The sequence below is a fragment of the Stenotrophomonas sp. B2 genome (assembly GCF_014947095.1).
Taxonomy (GTDB): Bacteria; Pseudomonadota; Gammaproteobacteria; order Xanthomonadales; family Xanthomonadaceae; genus Stenotrophomonas; species Stenotrophomonas maltophilia_P.
The window spans coordinates 30,592-46,751 of the sequence record NZ_JADCQA010000018.1 but is presented as its reverse complement, the minus strand read 5'-3'; the positions used below and the strand labels follow the sequence as shown (position 1 = coordinate 46,751).

Sequence of the window (16,160 nt, the reverse complement as noted above, 5' to 3'; positions counted from 1 at the left end):
GGTGTGGCTGGGCAGGACCGTTGGCGCCATGGATGGCGCCATCGAGCCCCCATGGATGGGTTTACGGCGTGTCCTGCCCAGCCACACCGCCCCGCCATCCTACGTAATGCCGTTCTTGCTGTTGCCTCCGCAGGTGCAGGGCTGCAAGCCCTGCCGGCAACCCTCAACCCGCCATCACCGCTTCGATCTCGTCCGCACTCCGCGCCAGCCCTTCGGTCAGCACGCGATGGCCATCGTCGGTGATCAGCACATCGTCCTCGGTGCGGATGCCGATGCCACGCCAGCGCGGCTCCACCGTCGTATCGTCCACGCCGATGTACAGGCCCGGCTCGATGGTGAACGCCATGCCCGGCTCCAGCAGCCGCGAGTCGCCGGCCAGGCGGTAGTCGCCCACGTCGTGCACATCCAGCCCGATCCAGTGGCCGGTCTTGTGCCGGTAGAAGCGCTGGTACAGGCCTTCGGAAAGATTCTTCTCCAGCGTGCCCTTCAGCAGGCCGAGCCGCAGCAGGCCCTCGGTCAGCGTCTGCACCGCCGCCAGGTGGCCGGCTTCGTAGGGTATGCCGGGCCGGGCCTGGGCCAGCGCCGCCGCCTGGGCCTGGCCGACCAGATCATGCAGCGCACGCTGCTCGGCGCTGAAGCGCCCGTTCACCGGGAAGGTACGGGTGATGTCGCTGGCGTAGCCACGGTACTCGGCACCCGCATCGATCAGCACCAGCTCGCCGTCGCGCGCACGCCCGTTGTTGTCGCGATAGTGCAGGATGCACCCGTTGCGGCCGGCGCCGACGATGCTGCAGTACGCCGGCACCGCATCGCTGGCACGGAAAACGCGCTCCAGTTCGGCCTGCAGTTCGTACTCATGGATGCCCGCCTTCGCCGCCTTCATCGCTGCCAGGTGCGCACGCACGCTGATCTGCGCGGCGTGCTGCATCAGCGCCACCTCCGCGCCGGACTTGAACAGGCGCTGCTCATGCAGCAGGTGGCCCAGCTCCAGGAACTCGTGCGGCGGCTGCGCACCGTGGCGCACCTGGGAGCGGACACGGTTGACCCAGCCGATCAGCTTCAGGTCGAAGTCCGCGTCACGGCCGAAGTGGTAGTAGACGCGCGAGCGTCCCTCCAGCAGGCCCGGAAGGATGTCGTCCAGATCGTCGATCGGATAGGCATCGTCCATGCCGAACTGCGCCACGGCGCCTTCCTGGCCGGCGCGGCTGCCGTCCCAGGCCTCGCGCTCGGCATCGTGTTCGCGGCAGAACAGGATCGCCTCGCCGTGACGACGCCCGGGAATCAGCACCAGCACGGCTTCCGGCTCCGGGAAGCCGCTCAGGTACTGGAAGTCCGAATCCTGCCGGTACGGGTAATGGGTATCCAGGCTGCGCACCTTCTCGGACGCGGCGGGCAGCACCAGGATGGCGTCTTCGCCGGCCATGTCCATCAGCTGCCGGCGACGACGCTTGTACTCGCCGGCCGCGATGCCGGTGCGCTGCTTGATGTCCATCAGTTCAGGCGCTGCCGGTGGCGCGCGGCCAGCACCACATCGCCGTGCAGCAGCAGCACCGCCACGCGGATGAATTCCTCGATCTCCGACAGCGCCTCATCGTCGTCCTCGCCACCCGCCTCGAAATCCTCGCTGGAAGCACGCGCCAGGCTGGCCATGTCGGTCAGCGCCTCTTCGCCCTCTTCGGACAGGGCCGGACGACGGCCGCCACTGCCCAGTCCGAATCCACCCAGGAAGGCGCGGGTCCAGCTGAACATGGCGTCGGCCTGCGCAGCCACGTCCTCGCTGTCGCTCAGCAGCAGCTCGAACGCGAAATCGCGGTCCTCCAGCTGCTTGATGGTGGCCTGCAACAACTGCCCGAGGGCGCTGTCGGCCGCCACCGGCGGCAGGCTGTCGTCGGCCAGCACACGCGCCGGCCAGTCGTTGCCGGGAGCTCCACCGGCGGCCAGCCAGCCGCACAGGCCGCCATGCAGCTCGGCAGCGGTGGCGCCCAGGCCCAGGTCCTGGCTGGCGCGGGAAACGTCGTCGACGGAGGGAAGTTCGGTCATCGTGCGGCTCGTTCGGAGAAGGAAACCCCGAGCGCGCACGCGCGCGCCCGTGAGCCCTGTAGTGTAGCAACCCGATAGCGACCTCCCCGTGGCCATCGGGGCCTGCTGCGACAGCGCTTGACCGCCCAGACCCGGCTTGCCTATCGTGCCTGCATGGAACCCGCCGATCCCCTTGCCCAGCTGCAGGACTTCGCCGCCCGCGTGGAAGCGTTGCTTGAACGCAACCAGCGCTTGGCCGAAGAGAACCGCAGCCTGCGCCACCAGCAGGAACAGCTGGTGGCCGAGCGCTCGACGCTGCTGGCCAAGAACGAACAGGCGCGCTCGCGGGTGGAAGCGATGATCAGCCGGCTCAAATCCCTGGAGCAGCACACATGAGCGCCGAACCGGTCAGCGTCCGCATCCTCGACCGCGAGTACACCGTCGGCGTGGGTGCCGATGAACGCGACAGCCTGATGGCGGCCGCGCGCCTGCTCGACGCACGGATGCGCGAGATCCGTGGCAGCAACCGCATGGCGGCGGTCGACCGCATCGCGGTCCTGGCGGCACTGAATCTGGCCCATGAACTGCAGCTGCTGCGTGACGAGAACGCCCGCCAGGCCGTGGCCCTGCAGCAGACGCTGGCCGACCTGAACCGGCGGCTGGACCGCGCCATCGACGGCAATCCCTGACAGATCGCGCGACACGCGTCTTCTCATTTCTGAATTGGCACGGACTGTTGCCGACGAACGGCCTATCCAGATCAGGACCGGCCGCTATAATGGCGCTGCGTTCTCTGCGGTACTCGACGGCATGTGCAAACATTCGCCTTGTCCCTTAAGAACGACACCGGGAGCGCGACAGCGCCGGGAGTGCAGGTCCGCCTTGTAGCGGGAAGCCCGATGGTTCTCCAGCGTTCCCACTTGAGCCCCCGGGTTCAAGGTCGTTTCGCATGCATCGACATTGCGGAGAATGCAATATTCCAGCAAGGGCGGCGTCTTCGGGCGTCGCCCTTGTTCTTTCCGGCACAATGACGGCTGTTCCTTGCCGCACGCTGCCATGACCGACCCGCGCCAGGCCCTGCGCCACGACCTGCGGCAACGCCGCCGCGACCTTTCCGCCAGCGAGCGCATCGCCGCCGCCGATGTCCTTGCCGATGGGCTGCTGGCGTTGCCGTTTGCGCCGCTTCACGGCCACGTTGCCGGCTATTGGGCGCTGGACGGTGAGATCGCGCTGCATCGCTGGCAGCTGCAGCTGCCCGATGGACTCTCCTACTGCCTGCCGGTGCTGGCCGGCGACACGCTGCGCTTCGCGCCCTGGCGGCCCGGTCAGCCCCTGACCGGCAACCGCTACGGCATTCCGGAACCGGACGTGGCCGTGGAAGACACGCTGGAACCGGCGCAGATGGCGCTGGTAGTGACCCCGCTGGTGGGTTTCGACACACAGTGCCGGCGGCTGGGCATGGGGGGCGGCTGGTATGATCGCAGCTTCGCCTTCCGCCACGACCGGCCGGCGCCGCCCTGGCTGGTCGGTGCTGCCTTCGCGGTGCAGCAGGTCGAGTCCTTGCCGGTGGCGTCGTGGGACGTGCCGGTGGATGCGATCTGCACCGAAGCCGGCACCCTGTTCCCCTCCGCTGCCCCCGTGAACGCATGACCGCCCGCAAGCGCTATTGGCTGATGAAGTCCGAACCGGACGCCTTCTCCATCGATGACCTGGCCAAGGTCAAGGTCGAGCCCTGGAACGGGGTGCGCAACTACCAGGCGCGCAACTTCATGCGCGATGGCATGCAGGTCGGCGACGGCATCTTGTTCTACCACTCCAATACCAAGGTCCCCGGCATCGTCGGCCTGGCCACGGTCGCCAGCCCGGCCTACCCGGACGATACCCAGTTCGACCCGAAATCCGACTACCACGACCCGAAAAGCACGCGCGAGAACCCGCGCTGGATGCTGGTGGACGTGGCCTTCGACCGCAAGCTCAGGCAGGTGATCGCGCTGGACGAGATCAAGCTGCACGCCGAAGCGCTCGGCGAGGGCTTCCCGCTGGTTGCCAAGGGCAACCGGCTGTCGGTGTTCCCGGTGACCGCCGCGCAGTGGAAGCTGCTGCTGTCGCTGGAAAAGAAATCCTGATTCCCTGCTGAGAGTTCCTCCCATGTCCGAAGCCAAGCGCCTGGCCGCCGAGAAAGCCATCGAGTACGTCGAAGACGGCATGATCGTCGGTGTCGGCACCGGTTCCACCGTCGCCTATTTCATCGATGCGCTGGCGCGCATCCAGCATCGCATCAAGGGTGCGGTGTCCAGCTCGGAACAGAGCACCGCGCGCCTGAAGCAGCACGGGATCGAGGTGATCGAGCTGAACCACACCGGCAACCTGTCGCTGTACGTCGACGGCGCCGACGAGTGCGATCCCGGCAAGTGCCTGATCAAGGGCGGTGGCGCTGCACTGACCCGCGAGAAGATCATTGCCGAGGCCAGCGAGCGCTTCGTCTGCATCGTCGACCCGAGCAAGCAGGTCCCGGTGCTGGGCAGGTTCCCGCTGCCGGTGGAAGTGATTCCGATGGCACGCAGCCTGGTGGCCCGGCAGATCCGCGACATGACCGGGGGCCAGCCGACCTGGCGCGAGGGCGTGGTCACCGACAACGGCAACCAGATCCTGGACATCCACAACCTGCAGATCACCGATCCGGAAAAGCTCGAGCGCGAACTCAACCAGCTGCCGGGCGTGGTCTGCGTCGGCCTGTTTGCCCGTCGCCGTGCCGACGTGGTGATCATCGGCGGCGAACCGCCGGTCGTGCTCTGACCCTCACGCGAAGGATCCTGACGATGTCGCTGCTGCGTTCGCTGCTGATGCTTCCCTTGCTGGCCCTGGCCGGCTGTGCCACCGATGCGGCCCGCCACTGGGTCGAACTGGACGGCGCCCGCTACCACGTGGAGCTGGCAACCAATGATGAGACCCGCGCACGCGGGCTGATGTTCCGCGACCAGATGCCCATTGACCACGGCATGCTGTTCATCCATGACCGCGAGGAAATGCAGGCGTACTGGATGAAGAACACCAAGATCGCGCTGGACATCCTGTACTTCGACAGCCAGCGCCGGCTGGTGAGCCAGCAGCGCGACGTGCCGCCCTGCTCGGCCGGCGACATGTGCCCGCCCTATCCCAGCGGCGGCCCGGCCCGGTACGTGCTGGAACTCAACGCCGGCCAGGCCGAGAAGCTCAAGCTGAAAGACGGTACCGAACTGACCTTCGGCCCGGGCATCGAGAAGTAGGCCCACGCGGCCCGGCGGCCGGCCGGCACCCCGGTCGGGGTCGGATCCCTTTCGCACGCGGACGGGATCTGACCCCTGGATTTTTCACGCCACACCGCTTGAATCCGTCTGCGATTGCCGCCAGTCTGTGACCATGCCGGACCGGATCACACTCCCCGACTGGGATGCACTGGCCGACCTCGAAGACGAGGCGCTGCCGTTGTTGCCGACCGCGCTGCTGATCGCGCGCGATGAATATCCGGATCTGCAGCCGTCCACCTACGACGCGCTGATCCAGAGCCATGTCGACCACCTTCGCGCCGAAGTGGACAGCATCGAGCGCAGTCCGCTGAAAATGGCCGCGATCAATCGCCACCTGTTCGACGAACTGGGCTACAGCGGCGACCACGACGAGTATTACGATCCGCGCAACAGCTATCTCAACCAGGTATTCGAGCGCAGGCTCGGCAATCCGATCTCGCTGGCGCTGGTACAGATGGAGGTCGCGCGGCGGCTGGGCATTCCGCTGGACGGCGTGTCCTTCCCCGGCCACTTCCTGGTGCGCCTGCCGGTGGATGACGGTGTCCTGGTGATGGACCCGTTCAATGGCGGACGGCCGCTGGATGTGGACGAACTGCGCGAGCGCGCAAAGTCACATCTGGGCGGGCAGATGCCCGACGACCAGGTGCTGGCGCAGATTCTCGATCCGGCACCGTCCCGCGCGATCCTGATGCGGATGCTGCGCAACCTGCACGGCGTGTATGCCGAGGCCGGTGAATGGGACCGTGCCGCGCGCAGTGCCGACCGCCTGCTGAAGCTGGCGCCGGAGCAGGACGACGCCCTGCGCGACCGGGGCCTGGCCTACCTGCAGCTGGAGTACCTGACGGGAGCCCGGCACGATCTGGGGCAGTACCTCAAGCGCAATCCCGAGGCCAGCGACGCGCAGTGGCTGCGCGAGAAGCTGATCGATCTGGGCGGGCCGATGCCACGGCTGCATTGAGGCGGCCGGTGCTCGGATCTGCGGCCCGCCCCACGTCCGTCAATCGACCTCGACCATCTCGAAATCGGCCTTGGTAACGCCGCAGTCCGGGCAGGTCCAGGTGTCCGGAATGTCTTCCCAGCGCGTGCCCGGCGCAATGCCCTCTTCCGGCAGGCCGTCGGCCTCGTGGTAAAGGAAGCCGCAGACCACGCACATCCAGGTACGCAGGGTGGTGGGGGTGGCGTCGCTCATCGGATAATCGGGGTTGAATTCACGGGCCGCCATTGTCCCATCGCGGTCCACTCACCGGTAGCCATCGATGACCTCTGCTTCCCCGGCGCCCCGTGGCGTCTACCTCATCACCCCGGATGAGCCCGACACCGCACGCCTGCTGGCCCGCACCGCGCCCTTGCTGGCCGCCGGCGCCACCTGGCTGCAATACCGCAACAAGACCGCCAGCGACGCGCTGCGGCTGGAACAGGCCACCGCACTACAGGCGCTGTGCGCAGAGCACGGCGTGCCGCTGATCGTCAATGATGACCCGGTACTGGCCCGGGCCGTGGGCGCAGCCGGCGTGCATCTGGGCGGTACCGATGGCGACATCGCCAGCGCGCGCGCCCTGCTCGGTGCCGACGCCATCATCGGCGCCTCCTGCTACGACCAGCTGGCCAACGCCGAGGCCGCCGCAGGCGCTGGCGCCAGCTATGTGGCCTTCGGCGCCTTCTTTCCGACCACCACCAAGATCACCACCAGCCGTGCCCACATCGATCTGCTGCGGCAGAGCGCCGCACTGGGCGTACCGCGGGTGGCGATCGGCGGCCTGACGCCGGACAATGTCGGTCCCCTCATCGAGGCCGGCGCCGACCTGGTGGCCGTGGTCAGCGGCATCTACGCCGCAGCGGACCCGGTCGCCACCCAGCGCGCCTACCTCGCCCAGTTCCGGTAACACCCAGGAAACCCGATGAACCACGACCAGTCCCACGCCCTGTTCTCCCGTGCCCAGCACTTGCTGCCGGGCGGCGTCAATTCGCCGGTCCGCGCGTTCAAGTCGGTCGGCGGCGAGCCCTTCTTCGTCGAGCGCGCCGATGGCGCCTACCTGTACGACGTGGACGGCAACCGCTACATCGACTATGTCGGTTCCTGGGGTCCGATGATCGTCGGCCACAATCATCCGGCCGTACGCCAGGCGGTGAAGAAGGCCGTCGAACAGGGCCTCTCGTTCGGTGCGCCGTGCGCCGCCGAAGTGACCATGGCCGAGACCATCACCCGCCTGGTGCCGTCCTGCGAGATGGTGCGGATGGTCAACTCCGGCACCGAAGCGACCCTGTCGGCGATCCGCCTGGCGCGCGGTGCCACCGGTCGCAACCGCATCGTCAAGTTCGAAGGGTGTTACCACGGCCATGGCGACTCGTTCCTGGTGAAGGCCGGCAGCGGCATGCTGACCCTTGGCGTGCCCACCTCGCCGGGCGTTCCAGCAGGCCTGAGCGAACTCACCCTGACCCTGCCCTACAACGACTTCGAGGCCGCCACCGCACTGTTCGAGGCACAGGGCAGCGAGATCGCCGGCCTGATCATCGAACCGGTGGTGGGCAACGCCAACTGCATCCCGCCACGCGACGGCTACCTGCAGCACCTGCGCGAGCTGTGCACGCAACACGGCGCACTGCTGATCTTCGATGAAGTGATGACCGGCTTCCGCGTGGCGCTCGGCGGCGCGCAGGCGCATTACGGGATCACGCCGGACCTGACCACCTTCGGCAAGATCATCGGCGGCGGCATGCCGGTGGGCGCCTATGGCGGTCGCCGCGACCTGATGCAGCAGATCGCCCCCGCCGGCCCGATCTACCAGGCCGGCACGCTCAGCGGCAATCCGGTGGCGATGGCGGCCGGCCTGGCAATGCTGGAACTGGTCCAGCAGCCCGGCTTCCACGCCGACCTGGCCGAGCGCACCGCACGCCTGTGCGAGGGCCTGGAAGCTGCGGCCGCAGACGCCGGAGTGGCCGTGACCACGACCCGGGTCGGCGCGATGTTCGGGCTGTTCTTCACCAGCGAGAAGGTGGAGACCTATGCGCAGGCCACCGCCTGTGACATTCCGGCGTTCAACCGCTTCTTCCACGCCATGCTGGACCAGGGCGTGTTCCTGGCGCCGTCGGCGTACGAGGCCGGCTTCCTGTCCAGTGCGCACGACGATGCGGTGATCGAAGCGACGCTGGCCGCTGCACGCGTGGCGTTCAAGGCCGCCAAGGGCTGAGCCCTGCCCATGGCGGGTGCCAACCTTGGTTGGCACTGCCTTGCACCGTATCCACACCTGGCGTGGATCTACTGCAACGTGTAGAGCCGAGCCATGCCCGGCTCATCGTACGCAGCGCGGAAAAGAGCAGTCGAGCATGGTGCGACGCTGCAAACGGCATCAACCAAAGACGAACGTGCCCTTCATCATCGCGAAGTGGCCGGGGAACGAGCAGAAGAAGGTGTAGTCACCGCCCTTCTGCAGGCCCTGGGTAGAGAAGCGCACGCGCGTGGTCTCGCCGCCGCCGATCACCTTGGTGTGCGCCAACACGCGCTTGTCGGCCTTCGGCAGGTAGCTGTCGGCCAGGGTCATGCGCATGCCCGCCATCGCCACCGGCTGGTAATCGGCACTGCGGGTCAGCACCCAGTTGTGGCCCATGGCAGTGGCGGCCAACTTGCCGGTGTGGCGCAGGGTCAGATCCACGGCGGTGCAGTCGGCGGCGACCTTGATCTCGCGGCTGCTGAAGCTCATCTGGTCGGTGCTGTCGATGCTCACCGCACACACACGCGCCATCGCCGACGGCGCCAGCATCAGCGCGCCCAGTCCCACTGCCACCATCCAAGCCTTCATCGTTGCCTCTCCTGCGGATTCAAGCGCCATTCTAGGCAGCCCCCCGTGGCCGCGTCTGCGACCGTCTGTCGCATGCCCGCTCCAGCGTTTCCCGCACACTTGCCGCAATGGCATGCTCGGCCGATGCGGATCGACCTGTTGCTGCTGGATGTAGACGGCGTGCTGGTGCATTACCAGCGCGCGCAACGCGTGCTGCATCTGGCGAAGGCGCTGGGGGTTCCGACGCAGGCCGTGCAGGCCGCGTTGTACGACAGCGGGCTGGAAGCCGCGCATGACAATGGCTCGCTGGGCGGCCCTGCCTATCTGGCGCGATTGGGAGAGCTTCTGCACAGGACCATCGACGTGGACACCTGGACCGCAGCGCGGCAAGCCGCGAGCCATCCGCAGCGCGCAGTCCTGCAACGGCTGCAGGCCCTGCAGCTGCCGATGGCGGTGCTGACCAACAATGGCGCGCTGATGAAGCAGGCGTTGCCTTCCCTGCTGCCGGAGCTGTTCCCTGCCCTGCTGGGTCGCGTGTTCTGCAGCGCCGATTTCGGCCTGCGCAAACCGGCGCCGGAGGTGTTCCTGCGCACGCTGGAGATGCTGGATGCAGCGCCTGCGCACACGCTGTTCGTCGATGACCTGTTCGCCAACGTGCGCGGCGCACGCGCCGCTGGGCTGCACGCGGAAACGGTGCACGATGGCCGTGGGCTGGGCAAGGTGTTGAAGCGCTACCGGATCACGTGACCGCTGTAGAGCCGAGCCCATGCTCGGCTGCTGTTGCCTGACGTGGAGATGAGCCGAGCATGGGCTCGGCTCTACAGCGATTCCGCGGCAACGGGGTCAGCGCCGAGGCTTCAGCGTGCGGCGACGAACGCCGCAACAGCGGCACGCAGGCGCTTCAGGCCTTCGGCCACTTCTTCGTCGGTGATGTTCAACGACGGCACGAAGCGCAGCACGTCCGGACCGGCCTGCAAGGTCAGCAGGCCGTGTTCGGCCGCGTGATCGAGGATGGCACCGGCCTGCCCGGCGAAGTCCTTGGCCAGGACCGCGCCCAGCATCAGGCCGCGACCGCGTACGCCACTGAACACGCCGAATTCCTCGCTGATGCGGGCGAAACCATCGCGCAGCGCCTTCGACTGGCGGCTGACATTGGCGGCGATCTCAGGCGAGGACAGTTTGCGCAGCGCTACGCGGGCGACGGCAGCAGCCAGCGGATTGCCACCGAAGGTGGTGCCGTGCGCACCGAACTGCATGGTCTCGGCGACCTTCGGGCCGGCCAGCATCGCGCCGATCGGGAAGCCGCCTCCCAGCGCCTTGGCCAGGGTGACCATGTCCGGCACCACGTCATCCTGCCAGTGCGCGAACAGCGTGCCGGTACGGCCCATGCCCGCCTGGATCTCATCCAGCACCAGCAGCGCGCCGTGCTGGTCGCACAGCTCGCGCACGCGCTTGAGGAAACCGGACTTGGCCGGCATCACGCCACCCTCGCCCTGCACCGGCTCCAGCATCACCGCCGCCACGTCGCCCGCGGCCATCGCCGTTTCCAGCTGCACTTCGTCGTTGAAGTCGATGTAGCGGAAGCCACCGGGCAGCGGCTCATAGCCTTCCTGGTACTTCGGCTGGGCGGTGGCGGTCACCGCGCCCAGGGTGCGGCCGTGGAAGCTGCCGCGGAACGTGATGATCACCCGCTTGTCAGCCGGCCGCCCCTGGCTGGAGGCCCACTTGCGCACCATCTTGATCGCCACTTCATTGGCTTCGGCGCCGGAATTGCACAGGAACACGCGCTCGGCGAAGCGGCTGGCCTTCACCAGCTCTTCCGCCAGGTGCAGCGGCGGTGCGCTGTAGAACACATTGCTGGTGTGCCAGAGCTTGCCGGCCTGCTCGACCAGTGCCGCCACCAGATCCGGGTCGTTGTGGCCCAGGCCGCACACGGCGATACCGGCCGCCAGATCGATGAACTCACGGCCCTGGCTGTCCCACACGCGGGCGCCTTGGCCACGCTCCAGCACCACCTGGCGAGGCTTGTAGACCGGCAGGTAGTAGTGCGAAAGGGAGATCAGCGGGTCGGTCGCGGCGGTCATGGCAGTCGGCAGGATTCAGGAATGCCCATTCTCGCGCCGGAACCCCTGCGGCACAATGCGCCCATGCGACCGTTCTCCGCCCCCCAGCTGAACCCCGCCACCGAAACCGGCTGGCGCCGCCAGTGGTTCGACATCATCTACCGGCACGATACCCGGCCCTCGCGCAATTTCGACCTGCTGCTGGTGGTGACCATCATCGCCAGCATCCTGGTGGTGATGATCGACAGCGTGCAGCACCTGCACGCCGAGTGGTCCACCAGCCTGTACGTGCTCGAGTGGGGCTTCACCCTCATCTTCACCGCCGAGTACCTGCTGCGGCTGGCGGTGGTCAAGCGCCCGCTGCGCTATGCCGTGAGCGTGTGGGGCATCATCGACCTGCTGTCGATCCTGCCCGCGTACCTGTCGATGTTCATCCCCGGCGCGCAGAGCCTGCTGGTGGTGCGCGCACTGCGCATCCTGCGCGTGTTCCGCATCCTCAAGCTGACCCGCTACATCGAGGAAAGCGGCGTGCTGATGCAGTCGCTGTGGCGCAGCCGGCGGAAAATCCTGGTGTTCCTGTTCACGGTGATCACCATCACCATCATCGCCGGCGCGCTGATGTACGTGATCGAAGGACCGGAAAACGGCTTCAGCAACATTCCTGCCAGCATGTACTGGGCGGTGGTGACCATGGCCACGGTCGGCTTCGGCGACATCGTGCCGCAGACCGTGCTCGGCCGCTTCGTCACGTCCGTGCTGATCCTGATCGGCTACAGCATCATTGCCGTGCCCACCGGCATCTACACCGCTGAACTGGCCAGCACCATGCGCGAGGCCGAGCTGGCGGCACGCCGCGATGCCCGGGGTTGCCCGCACTGCGGGCTGGAAGGCCACGAACCGGATGCACGCCACTGCCGGGCCTGCGGCAACGCGCTGCCGGAAGCCTTCAACCGCTGACCCGTACCTGCGCGGGGCGGTGAGCAGCCTGCCGCCGCTCCCGCCTCAGCGCATCTGATTGCTGGCACTGACCAGTGCGTCGGCACACTGGACTGTCACCCGGATCTACTGCCGGTTGCTCTGGAACACCAGCGCGTTGTAGACATGCAGCAGTCGCCCGGCCGAACCCCGCGGGGCCATCGACGGCGAATCCAGCATGCGCCGCTCGAAGTCGTTGTACGGGGTCTTGCTGCTGACCCGCTGCAGGCGCTCCTTGCCCTCGCGACGGAAGTTCTCGGCTTCGCGCTCGAAGCTGTTCCAGTCCAGCTTGCCCGGCTCCTGATCGGCCACCTTGGCATGTGCTTCGTCGGAAATGCGATTGAAGGCCTGCAGCCGTTCATCGGCCTGCGCCGGATCGAAATCGTCGTCGCCCATCAGGTCCATGATCGCTTTCGCTTCCAGCATCATCGCCAGCCGGTAGTACTCGCGGGTGCGGCCCTCGGCCTGTTCCAGCGCCTTGAGGTGCTCGCGCTGGGCAGCATCGTTCTGGCGTTCCAGTTCAACGTTGAACGTTTCGCTGGCGCCGGCGAAGGCCTTGAACGCCGCCATCAGCGGCGCGTGCAGCTGCTTGCCCTTGGCGAACTGGTCGTCCTCGTAATCCTGGCGCTCGTAGTAGTCGTGTGCCTCATGGCTGACCGGCACCAGTGCCTTCAGCGCCTGCAGGTAGCGGCCAGCCGCCGCATCGAGTTCCGGCAGCGCGGGCTGGGCCGCGATCGCCTCGGTGATCGGTGCGTCGCACTGCTTCATGTCGTAGTCGTCGATCTCGCTTGGTCCGTACACACGGGTCTCGCGTCCGCTCGGACCGGCCTCCAGATCCTTGATCCAGCCCGTGTAGGCGCGGGCGCTGCCATGCACCTCGGAATCGACCGCGTTGAAGCAGCCGATATAGGCATTGAGCTTGGCGGTCAGCTGCTGCTGGGCATCCTGCGTAGGCGCGGCATCGGCCTTGTCGGACGTGCCGGACGAGGCGGGCGGCTTGCCACCACAGGCGACCAGGGCAAGCGACAACGACGCAGCGAGCAGCGCTGCAGTGGTACGACGGAGCATCTACGCACATCCTTGTTGAAAACGATTACAGCCGCGAATTCTATCGCAGTTGGCCGATCATGACACTCGCATCGGATCAGTCGAGGAACAGATCCGGCAGCAGCGGCCGCGACGGATCCACCGCATAGCCGGACAGGTCGGTGATGCCAGCCTGTGCCAGCACCTCGTCATCGATCAGGAACTGGCCGTGGAAACCCGCGGCTTCGCGTACCAGCACTGCATGCGCGGCATCGGCCATGATCTGCGGCGTGCGGCATCCCGCCGCGTCAACGCCGGGGATCATGTTGATGGCGTCGGTGGCGATCACCGTGCGCGGCCACAGCGCATTGACCGCCACGCCCTGCGGCCCGAACTCGGCGGCAAGACCGAGGGTGACGAAGCTCATGCCCATCTTCGCCAGCGTGTAGCCGGTATGCGCACCCCACCACTTCGGTTCCAGGCTCGGCGGCGGCGCCAGGGTGAGGATGTGTGGATTCGGGGCCTGCCGCAGGTACGGCAGGCAGGCCTGTGCGCACAGGAAACTGCCACGCGCATTGACCTGCTGCATCAGGTCGAAGCGCTTCATCGGTGTCTCCAGCGTGCCGCGCAGCCAGATCGCGCTGGCATTGTTGACCAGGATGTCGATGCCACCGAAGGTATCGACCGTAGCGGCGACGGCCGCCTGCACCTGCTCTTCCTCGCGGATGTCGCATTTCAACGCCAGGCCCTGGCCGCCGGCCGCATTCACCGCATCGGCAGCGCTGTGGATGGTGCCCGGCAACTTCGGGTTCGGCACCGACGACTTGGCCGCGATGGCCACGTTGGCACCATCGCGCGCGGCACGCAGCGCGATCGCCAGGCCGATGCCACGCGAGGCACCGGTGATGAAAAGGGTCTTGCCCTGCAGACTGCCCACGTTCCAGACTCCAGCGTATGCAATGAGCGGCTAGTATGCCGCGCCGACGCGGAGTTCACCCGGTCTTGACGATACTCGGGCCTCCAGTCAACGCACGAGGTCCACGCCATGCGCCGTTCCCGTCTGCTGCTGCCTGCCCTCGCACTCGCCCTGATGACCGCCTGCCAGGGCAGCTCGCCCGAGCCCGGCAAGGAACCTGTCGCCACGGACACCCCCAGCGCGGAGAAGGCAGCGACCGATGGCCGGATGCGCTGGAGCGAGGCGGTGGTGTGGGACGGCGACCTCAACGCCTGCCGTCAGGGAGGCGATGCGGCGACGCGCGACTGCCTGCGCGATGCGATGCGCAGCGGCGGCGCCAGCTCGGATGCAATCACGGCCGCCGAGCAGCTTTCCACCGGCGGCGAACTGGCCTATGTCAGCGCGTGGCATGAGCATGACGGACTGGGCGTGGCCACGGTTGAATATCCCTTCCGCGCCAACACCAACCAAGGCACGCGTCTGGTGGATGCAGGCGGCAAGCGCATCGATGTCGATGCGGTGCAGCTGGACGATGCGCTGCGCGCCGACCCGACTGTGCAGGCAGTGCTGAAGGCCAACCCGCAGGCGACGCCGTTCGCGCCGGCGCAGGCCGCAGGCACCACAGCACTGGAAGGCGGCGGCATCCGCCTGCTGTACCGCACGCCGCTGCGCGACTGCCATGCCTGCCCGGATGTGGGGCAGCTGCAGATCGGCTATGACTTCGATGCCAAGCGGAACTTCATTGGCCAGCAGCTGGTGCCGGCAACGCCCTAGCGCTCCGGCGGCGCCGGGTGCCGCCGGGCCCGGCCTACCCGTACGCGCGTACCTGCCTGCGCAGCAGATGCGGCACGATCAGCCGGTGCATCGGGTCCACCGGCAGCATGTACAGGCGCCCGAACGCGTTGTGCGTATGCACCACCGTCGCCACTTCCAGCGTGTCACCCTGCCACTGCAGCGCCAGCTGCACGTGCAGGTGCCGGTCGTCATCCTCCAGCACGATGGCATCATCGTGCAGCGACTGCAGGGTGAAAATGCCGAGCCGCTGCCCGGGACTCGGATGCTGCGCAGCCTGCACCGCACGCAGCGAACCCAGATCCTTCATCCCGAGCAGGCGCATGCCCTGGTTGCGCAGCGCCATCAGCCCGTCAAACCACGTGGGGACCGTCGCTGCCATGTCGCGATAGGCCTGCAGTGCACTGCGCCCCTGTCGATGGGTGGCGACGCGGCAGGCATGCACGAAACCCGCACCCGCCAGCTGCGGATGCAGGACGCTGGCCGCGCTCGGCAGCGTGGTCACTACGTTCCACCGTCTCACGGCTTCGGCCCCTGCCCTTCGTTGTCTTCCCAGTGCAGGATGCGCCGTGTGACGAAGCGGTAGACCGGCTTGCCGGTGGCGAACCACAGTTCGCGTACCCACGACGTGCGCTTGAGCACGCGCTTCTCCACCGGCGTCAATGACTCGCGGCAATACATGCGTTTGTGCTTGAGCAGATGGCGCAGATCCTCGCGGGCCAGCAGGCGCATCCAGCGCGAGCGCGGATTGCCGATCACCGCCAGCTGGAAGTCGATCAGCGCCGGACGACCATCGTCGGTGACCAGCCAGTTGGCCTCCTTGGCCAGGTCGTTGTGGGCGACGCCGCGCCGGTGCAACTGCTGCAGCAGGCGCCGCGCGGCGCGGAACCAGGCGAGGTCGCCGCGCGGCGGGCGCTGGTACATGGCATCGCCGGCCATGAAACTGCGATCCAGGTGGCGGCCATCCCAATCGATCAGCTGCGGGACATCGGCCATGCCGTGGATATGGCGCAGCGCGCGTGCTTCGCGCCGCGCCAGCCACCACGCCGGCAGGCGCAGCCACAACGGCGTCGCCCCCAGATCGCGGCGCACGAACGGCCCGTCGGGGCCCTCCATACGAAGGATGCGGCCGAAGCTGTCGGCCTTCAATGCATGTGGTGGGACGTCTGGCGAATGCGGCATGGCGCCATTCTAGGCGATGCCGACGGTGGCAAACGGTCGGCAAGCGGCTGGGAACCAGTCACCTTCACGCCTTTATAATCGGGCA

21 protein-coding genes and 1 other RNA gene are annotated in these 16,160 nt (G+C 67.4%); 13 read left to right on the top strand and 9 right to left on the bottom strand.

Annotation, left to right across the window (positions count from 1 at the left end; genetic code table 11):
• Positions 1-163: 163 nt before the first annotated feature.
• Positions 164-1,486 carry an aminopeptidase P N-terminal domain-containing protein gene (locus IMX13_RS17735; protein WP_193396848.1) on the bottom strand — a complete coding sequence of 441 codons (1,323 nt, stop codon included), beginning with the start codon at positions 1,484-1,486 and terminating at the stop codon, positions 164-166.
• A 5-nt stretch (positions 1,487-1,491) separates the two neighbouring features.
• Positions 1,492-2,040 (bottom strand): UPF0149 family protein, encoded by a 549-nt coding sequence (locus IMX13_RS17730; RefSeq protein ID WP_053519828.1) that lies wholly within the window; start codon positions 2,038-2,040, stop codon positions 1,492-1,494.
• A gap of 153 nt (positions 2,041-2,193) precedes the next feature.
• Between IMX13_RS17730 and IMX13_RS17725 the strand changes: the two genes are divergently transcribed.
• The 8 genes from IMX13_RS17725 to IMX13_RS17690 all read left to right on the top strand — a co-directional run bounded on the left by IMX13_RS17725 (position 2,194) and on the right by IMX13_RS17690 (position 6,264).
• Complete coding sequence (locus IMX13_RS17725) at positions 2,194-2,415, top strand: TIGR02449 family protein (protein WP_005410898.1); 222 nt, start codon at positions 2,194-2,196, stop codon at positions 2,413-2,415.
• On the top strand, positions 2,412-2,708 hold the full coding sequence (locus tag IMX13_RS17720) for a cell division protein ZapA (RefSeq protein ID WP_053519829.1): 297 nt from the start codon (positions 2,412-2,414) through the stop codon (positions 2,706-2,708). The genes IMX13_RS17725 and IMX13_RS17720 overlap by 4 nt, the downstream gene beginning before the upstream one ends.
• Positions 2,709-2,806: 98 nt before the next feature.
• A non-coding RNA gene (gene ssrS, locus IMX13_RS17715) (6S RNA) lies at positions 2,807-2,992 on the top strand.
• A gap of 83 nt (positions 2,993-3,075) precedes the next feature.
• Positions 3,076-3,669, top strand: coding sequence for a 5-formyltetrahydrofolate cyclo-ligase (locus tag IMX13_RS17710; protein ID WP_193396847.1), 594 nt, complete (start codon positions 3,076-3,078; stop codon positions 3,667-3,669).
• Positions 3,666-4,145 carry an EVE domain-containing protein gene (locus IMX13_RS17705; RefSeq protein WP_193396846.1) on the top strand — a complete coding sequence of 160 codons (480 nt, stop codon included), beginning with the start codon at positions 3,666-3,668 and terminating at the stop codon, positions 4,143-4,145. Before IMX13_RS17710 ends, IMX13_RS17705 begins: the two co-directional genes overlap by 4 nt.
• A 22-nt stretch (positions 4,146-4,167) precedes the next feature.
• On the top strand, positions 4,168-4,815 hold the full coding sequence (rpiA, locus tag IMX13_RS17700; protein WP_065175077.1) for a ribose-5-phosphate isomerase RpiA: 648 nt from the start codon (positions 4,168-4,170) through the stop codon (positions 4,813-4,815).
• Between the two features lie 23 nt (positions 4,816-4,838).
• Positions 4,839-5,285, top strand: a complete 447-nt coding sequence (locus tag IMX13_RS17695) for a DUF192 domain-containing protein (protein ID WP_193396845.1) — start codon at positions 4,839-4,841, stop codon at positions 5,283-5,285.
• Positions 5,286-5,418: 133 nt separating this feature from the next.
• Entirely contained in the window at positions 5,419-6,264 is an 846-nt protein-coding gene (locus tag IMX13_RS17690; protein ID WP_053519834.1) for a SirB1 family protein, read from the top strand.
• Positions 6,265-6,303: 39 nt separating this feature from the next.
• Here IMX13_RS17690 and IMX13_RS17685 read toward each other — a convergent pair whose 3' ends face one another.
• The gene (locus IMX13_RS17685) at positions 6,304-6,528 is read right to left on the bottom strand and encodes a rubredoxin (protein WP_053519835.1); all 225 of its coding nucleotides are present in this window, start codon (positions 6,526-6,528) and stop codon (positions 6,304-6,306) included.
• A 34-nt stretch (positions 6,529-6,562) separates the two neighbouring features.
• Here IMX13_RS17685 and thiE point away from each other — a divergent pair, with 34 nt between their 5' ends.
• Both thiE and hemL read left to right on the top strand, forming a co-directional pair.
• Complete coding sequence (thiE, locus tag IMX13_RS17680; protein WP_193396844.1) at positions 6,563-7,189, top strand: thiamine phosphate synthase; 627 nt, start codon at positions 6,563-6,565, stop codon at positions 7,187-7,189.
• 15 nt (positions 7,190-7,204) lie between these two features.
• Positions 7,205-8,494: a glutamate-1-semialdehyde 2,1-aminomutase gene (gene hemL, locus IMX13_RS17675; protein ID WP_065175080.1), complete on the top strand. Its 1,290-nt coding sequence runs from the start codon at positions 7,205-7,207 to the stop codon at positions 8,492-8,494.
• 159 nt (positions 8,495-8,653) lie between these two features.
• Here hemL and azu read toward each other — a convergent pair whose 3' ends face one another.
• Positions 8,654-9,103 carry an azurin gene (gene azu / locus IMX13_RS17670; RefSeq protein ID WP_050509801.1) on the bottom strand — a complete coding sequence of 150 codons (450 nt, stop codon included), beginning with the start codon at positions 9,101-9,103 and terminating at the stop codon, positions 8,654-8,656.
• Between the two features lie 123 nt (positions 9,104-9,226).
• Here azu and IMX13_RS17665 point away from each other — a divergent pair, with 123 nt between their 5' ends.
• Positions 9,227-9,829, top strand: coding sequence for an HAD-IA family hydrolase (locus IMX13_RS17665; RefSeq protein ID WP_193396843.1), 603 nt, complete (start codon positions 9,227-9,229; stop codon positions 9,827-9,829).
• Between the two features lie 110 nt (positions 9,830-9,939).
• On the opposite strand, the gene IMX13_RS17660 is transcribed toward IMX13_RS17665, so the two are convergent.
• Positions 9,940-11,166, bottom strand: a complete 1,227-nt coding sequence (locus tag IMX13_RS17660) for an acetylornithine transaminase (protein WP_193396842.1) — start codon at positions 11,164-11,166, stop codon at positions 9,940-9,942.
• Positions 11,167-11,229: 63 nt separating this feature from the next.
• On the opposite strand from IMX13_RS17660, the gene IMX13_RS17655 reads away from it, so the two are divergent.
• A complete protein-coding gene (locus IMX13_RS17655; protein ID WP_053519846.1) occupies positions 11,230-12,102 on the top strand; it encodes an ion transporter in 873 nt (290 codons plus the stop codon).
• Positions 12,103-12,207: 105 nt separating this feature from the next.
• On the opposite strand, the gene IMX13_RS17650 is transcribed toward IMX13_RS17655, so the two are convergent.
• Together IMX13_RS17650 and IMX13_RS17645 are read right to left on the bottom strand one after the other, a co-directional pair.
• Complete coding sequence (locus tag IMX13_RS17650; protein WP_193396841.1) at positions 12,208-13,188, bottom strand: YiiG family protein; 981 nt, start codon at positions 13,186-13,188, stop codon at positions 12,208-12,210.
• A 76-nt stretch (positions 13,189-13,264) separates the two neighbouring features.
• Entirely contained in the window at positions 13,265-14,083 is an 819-nt protein-coding gene (locus IMX13_RS17645) for an NAD(P)-dependent oxidoreductase (protein WP_053519841.1), read from the bottom strand.
• A gap of 108 nt (positions 14,084-14,191) precedes the next feature.
• On the opposite strand from IMX13_RS17645, the gene IMX13_RS17640 reads away from it, so the two are divergent.
• Positions 14,192-14,875 (top strand): hypothetical protein, encoded by a 684-nt coding sequence (locus IMX13_RS17640; RefSeq protein WP_193396840.1) that lies wholly within the window; start codon positions 14,192-14,194, stop codon positions 14,873-14,875.
• A gap of 34 nt (positions 14,876-14,909) precedes the next feature.
• Here the strand turns inward: IMX13_RS17640 and IMX13_RS17635 are convergent, their stop codons facing one another.
• Positions 14,910-15,416 carry a DUF2867 domain-containing protein gene (locus IMX13_RS17635; protein WP_193396839.1) on the bottom strand — a complete coding sequence of 169 codons (507 nt, stop codon included), beginning with the start codon at positions 15,414-15,416 and terminating at the stop codon, positions 14,910-14,912.
• Positions 15,413-16,075: a serine/threonine-protein kinase gene (locus IMX13_RS17630; RefSeq protein WP_111186793.1), complete on the bottom strand. Its 663-nt coding sequence runs from the start codon at positions 16,073-16,075 to the stop codon at positions 15,413-15,415. Before IMX13_RS17630 ends, IMX13_RS17635 begins: the two co-directional genes overlap by 4 nt.
• Positions 16,076-16,160: the final 85 nt, after the last annotated feature.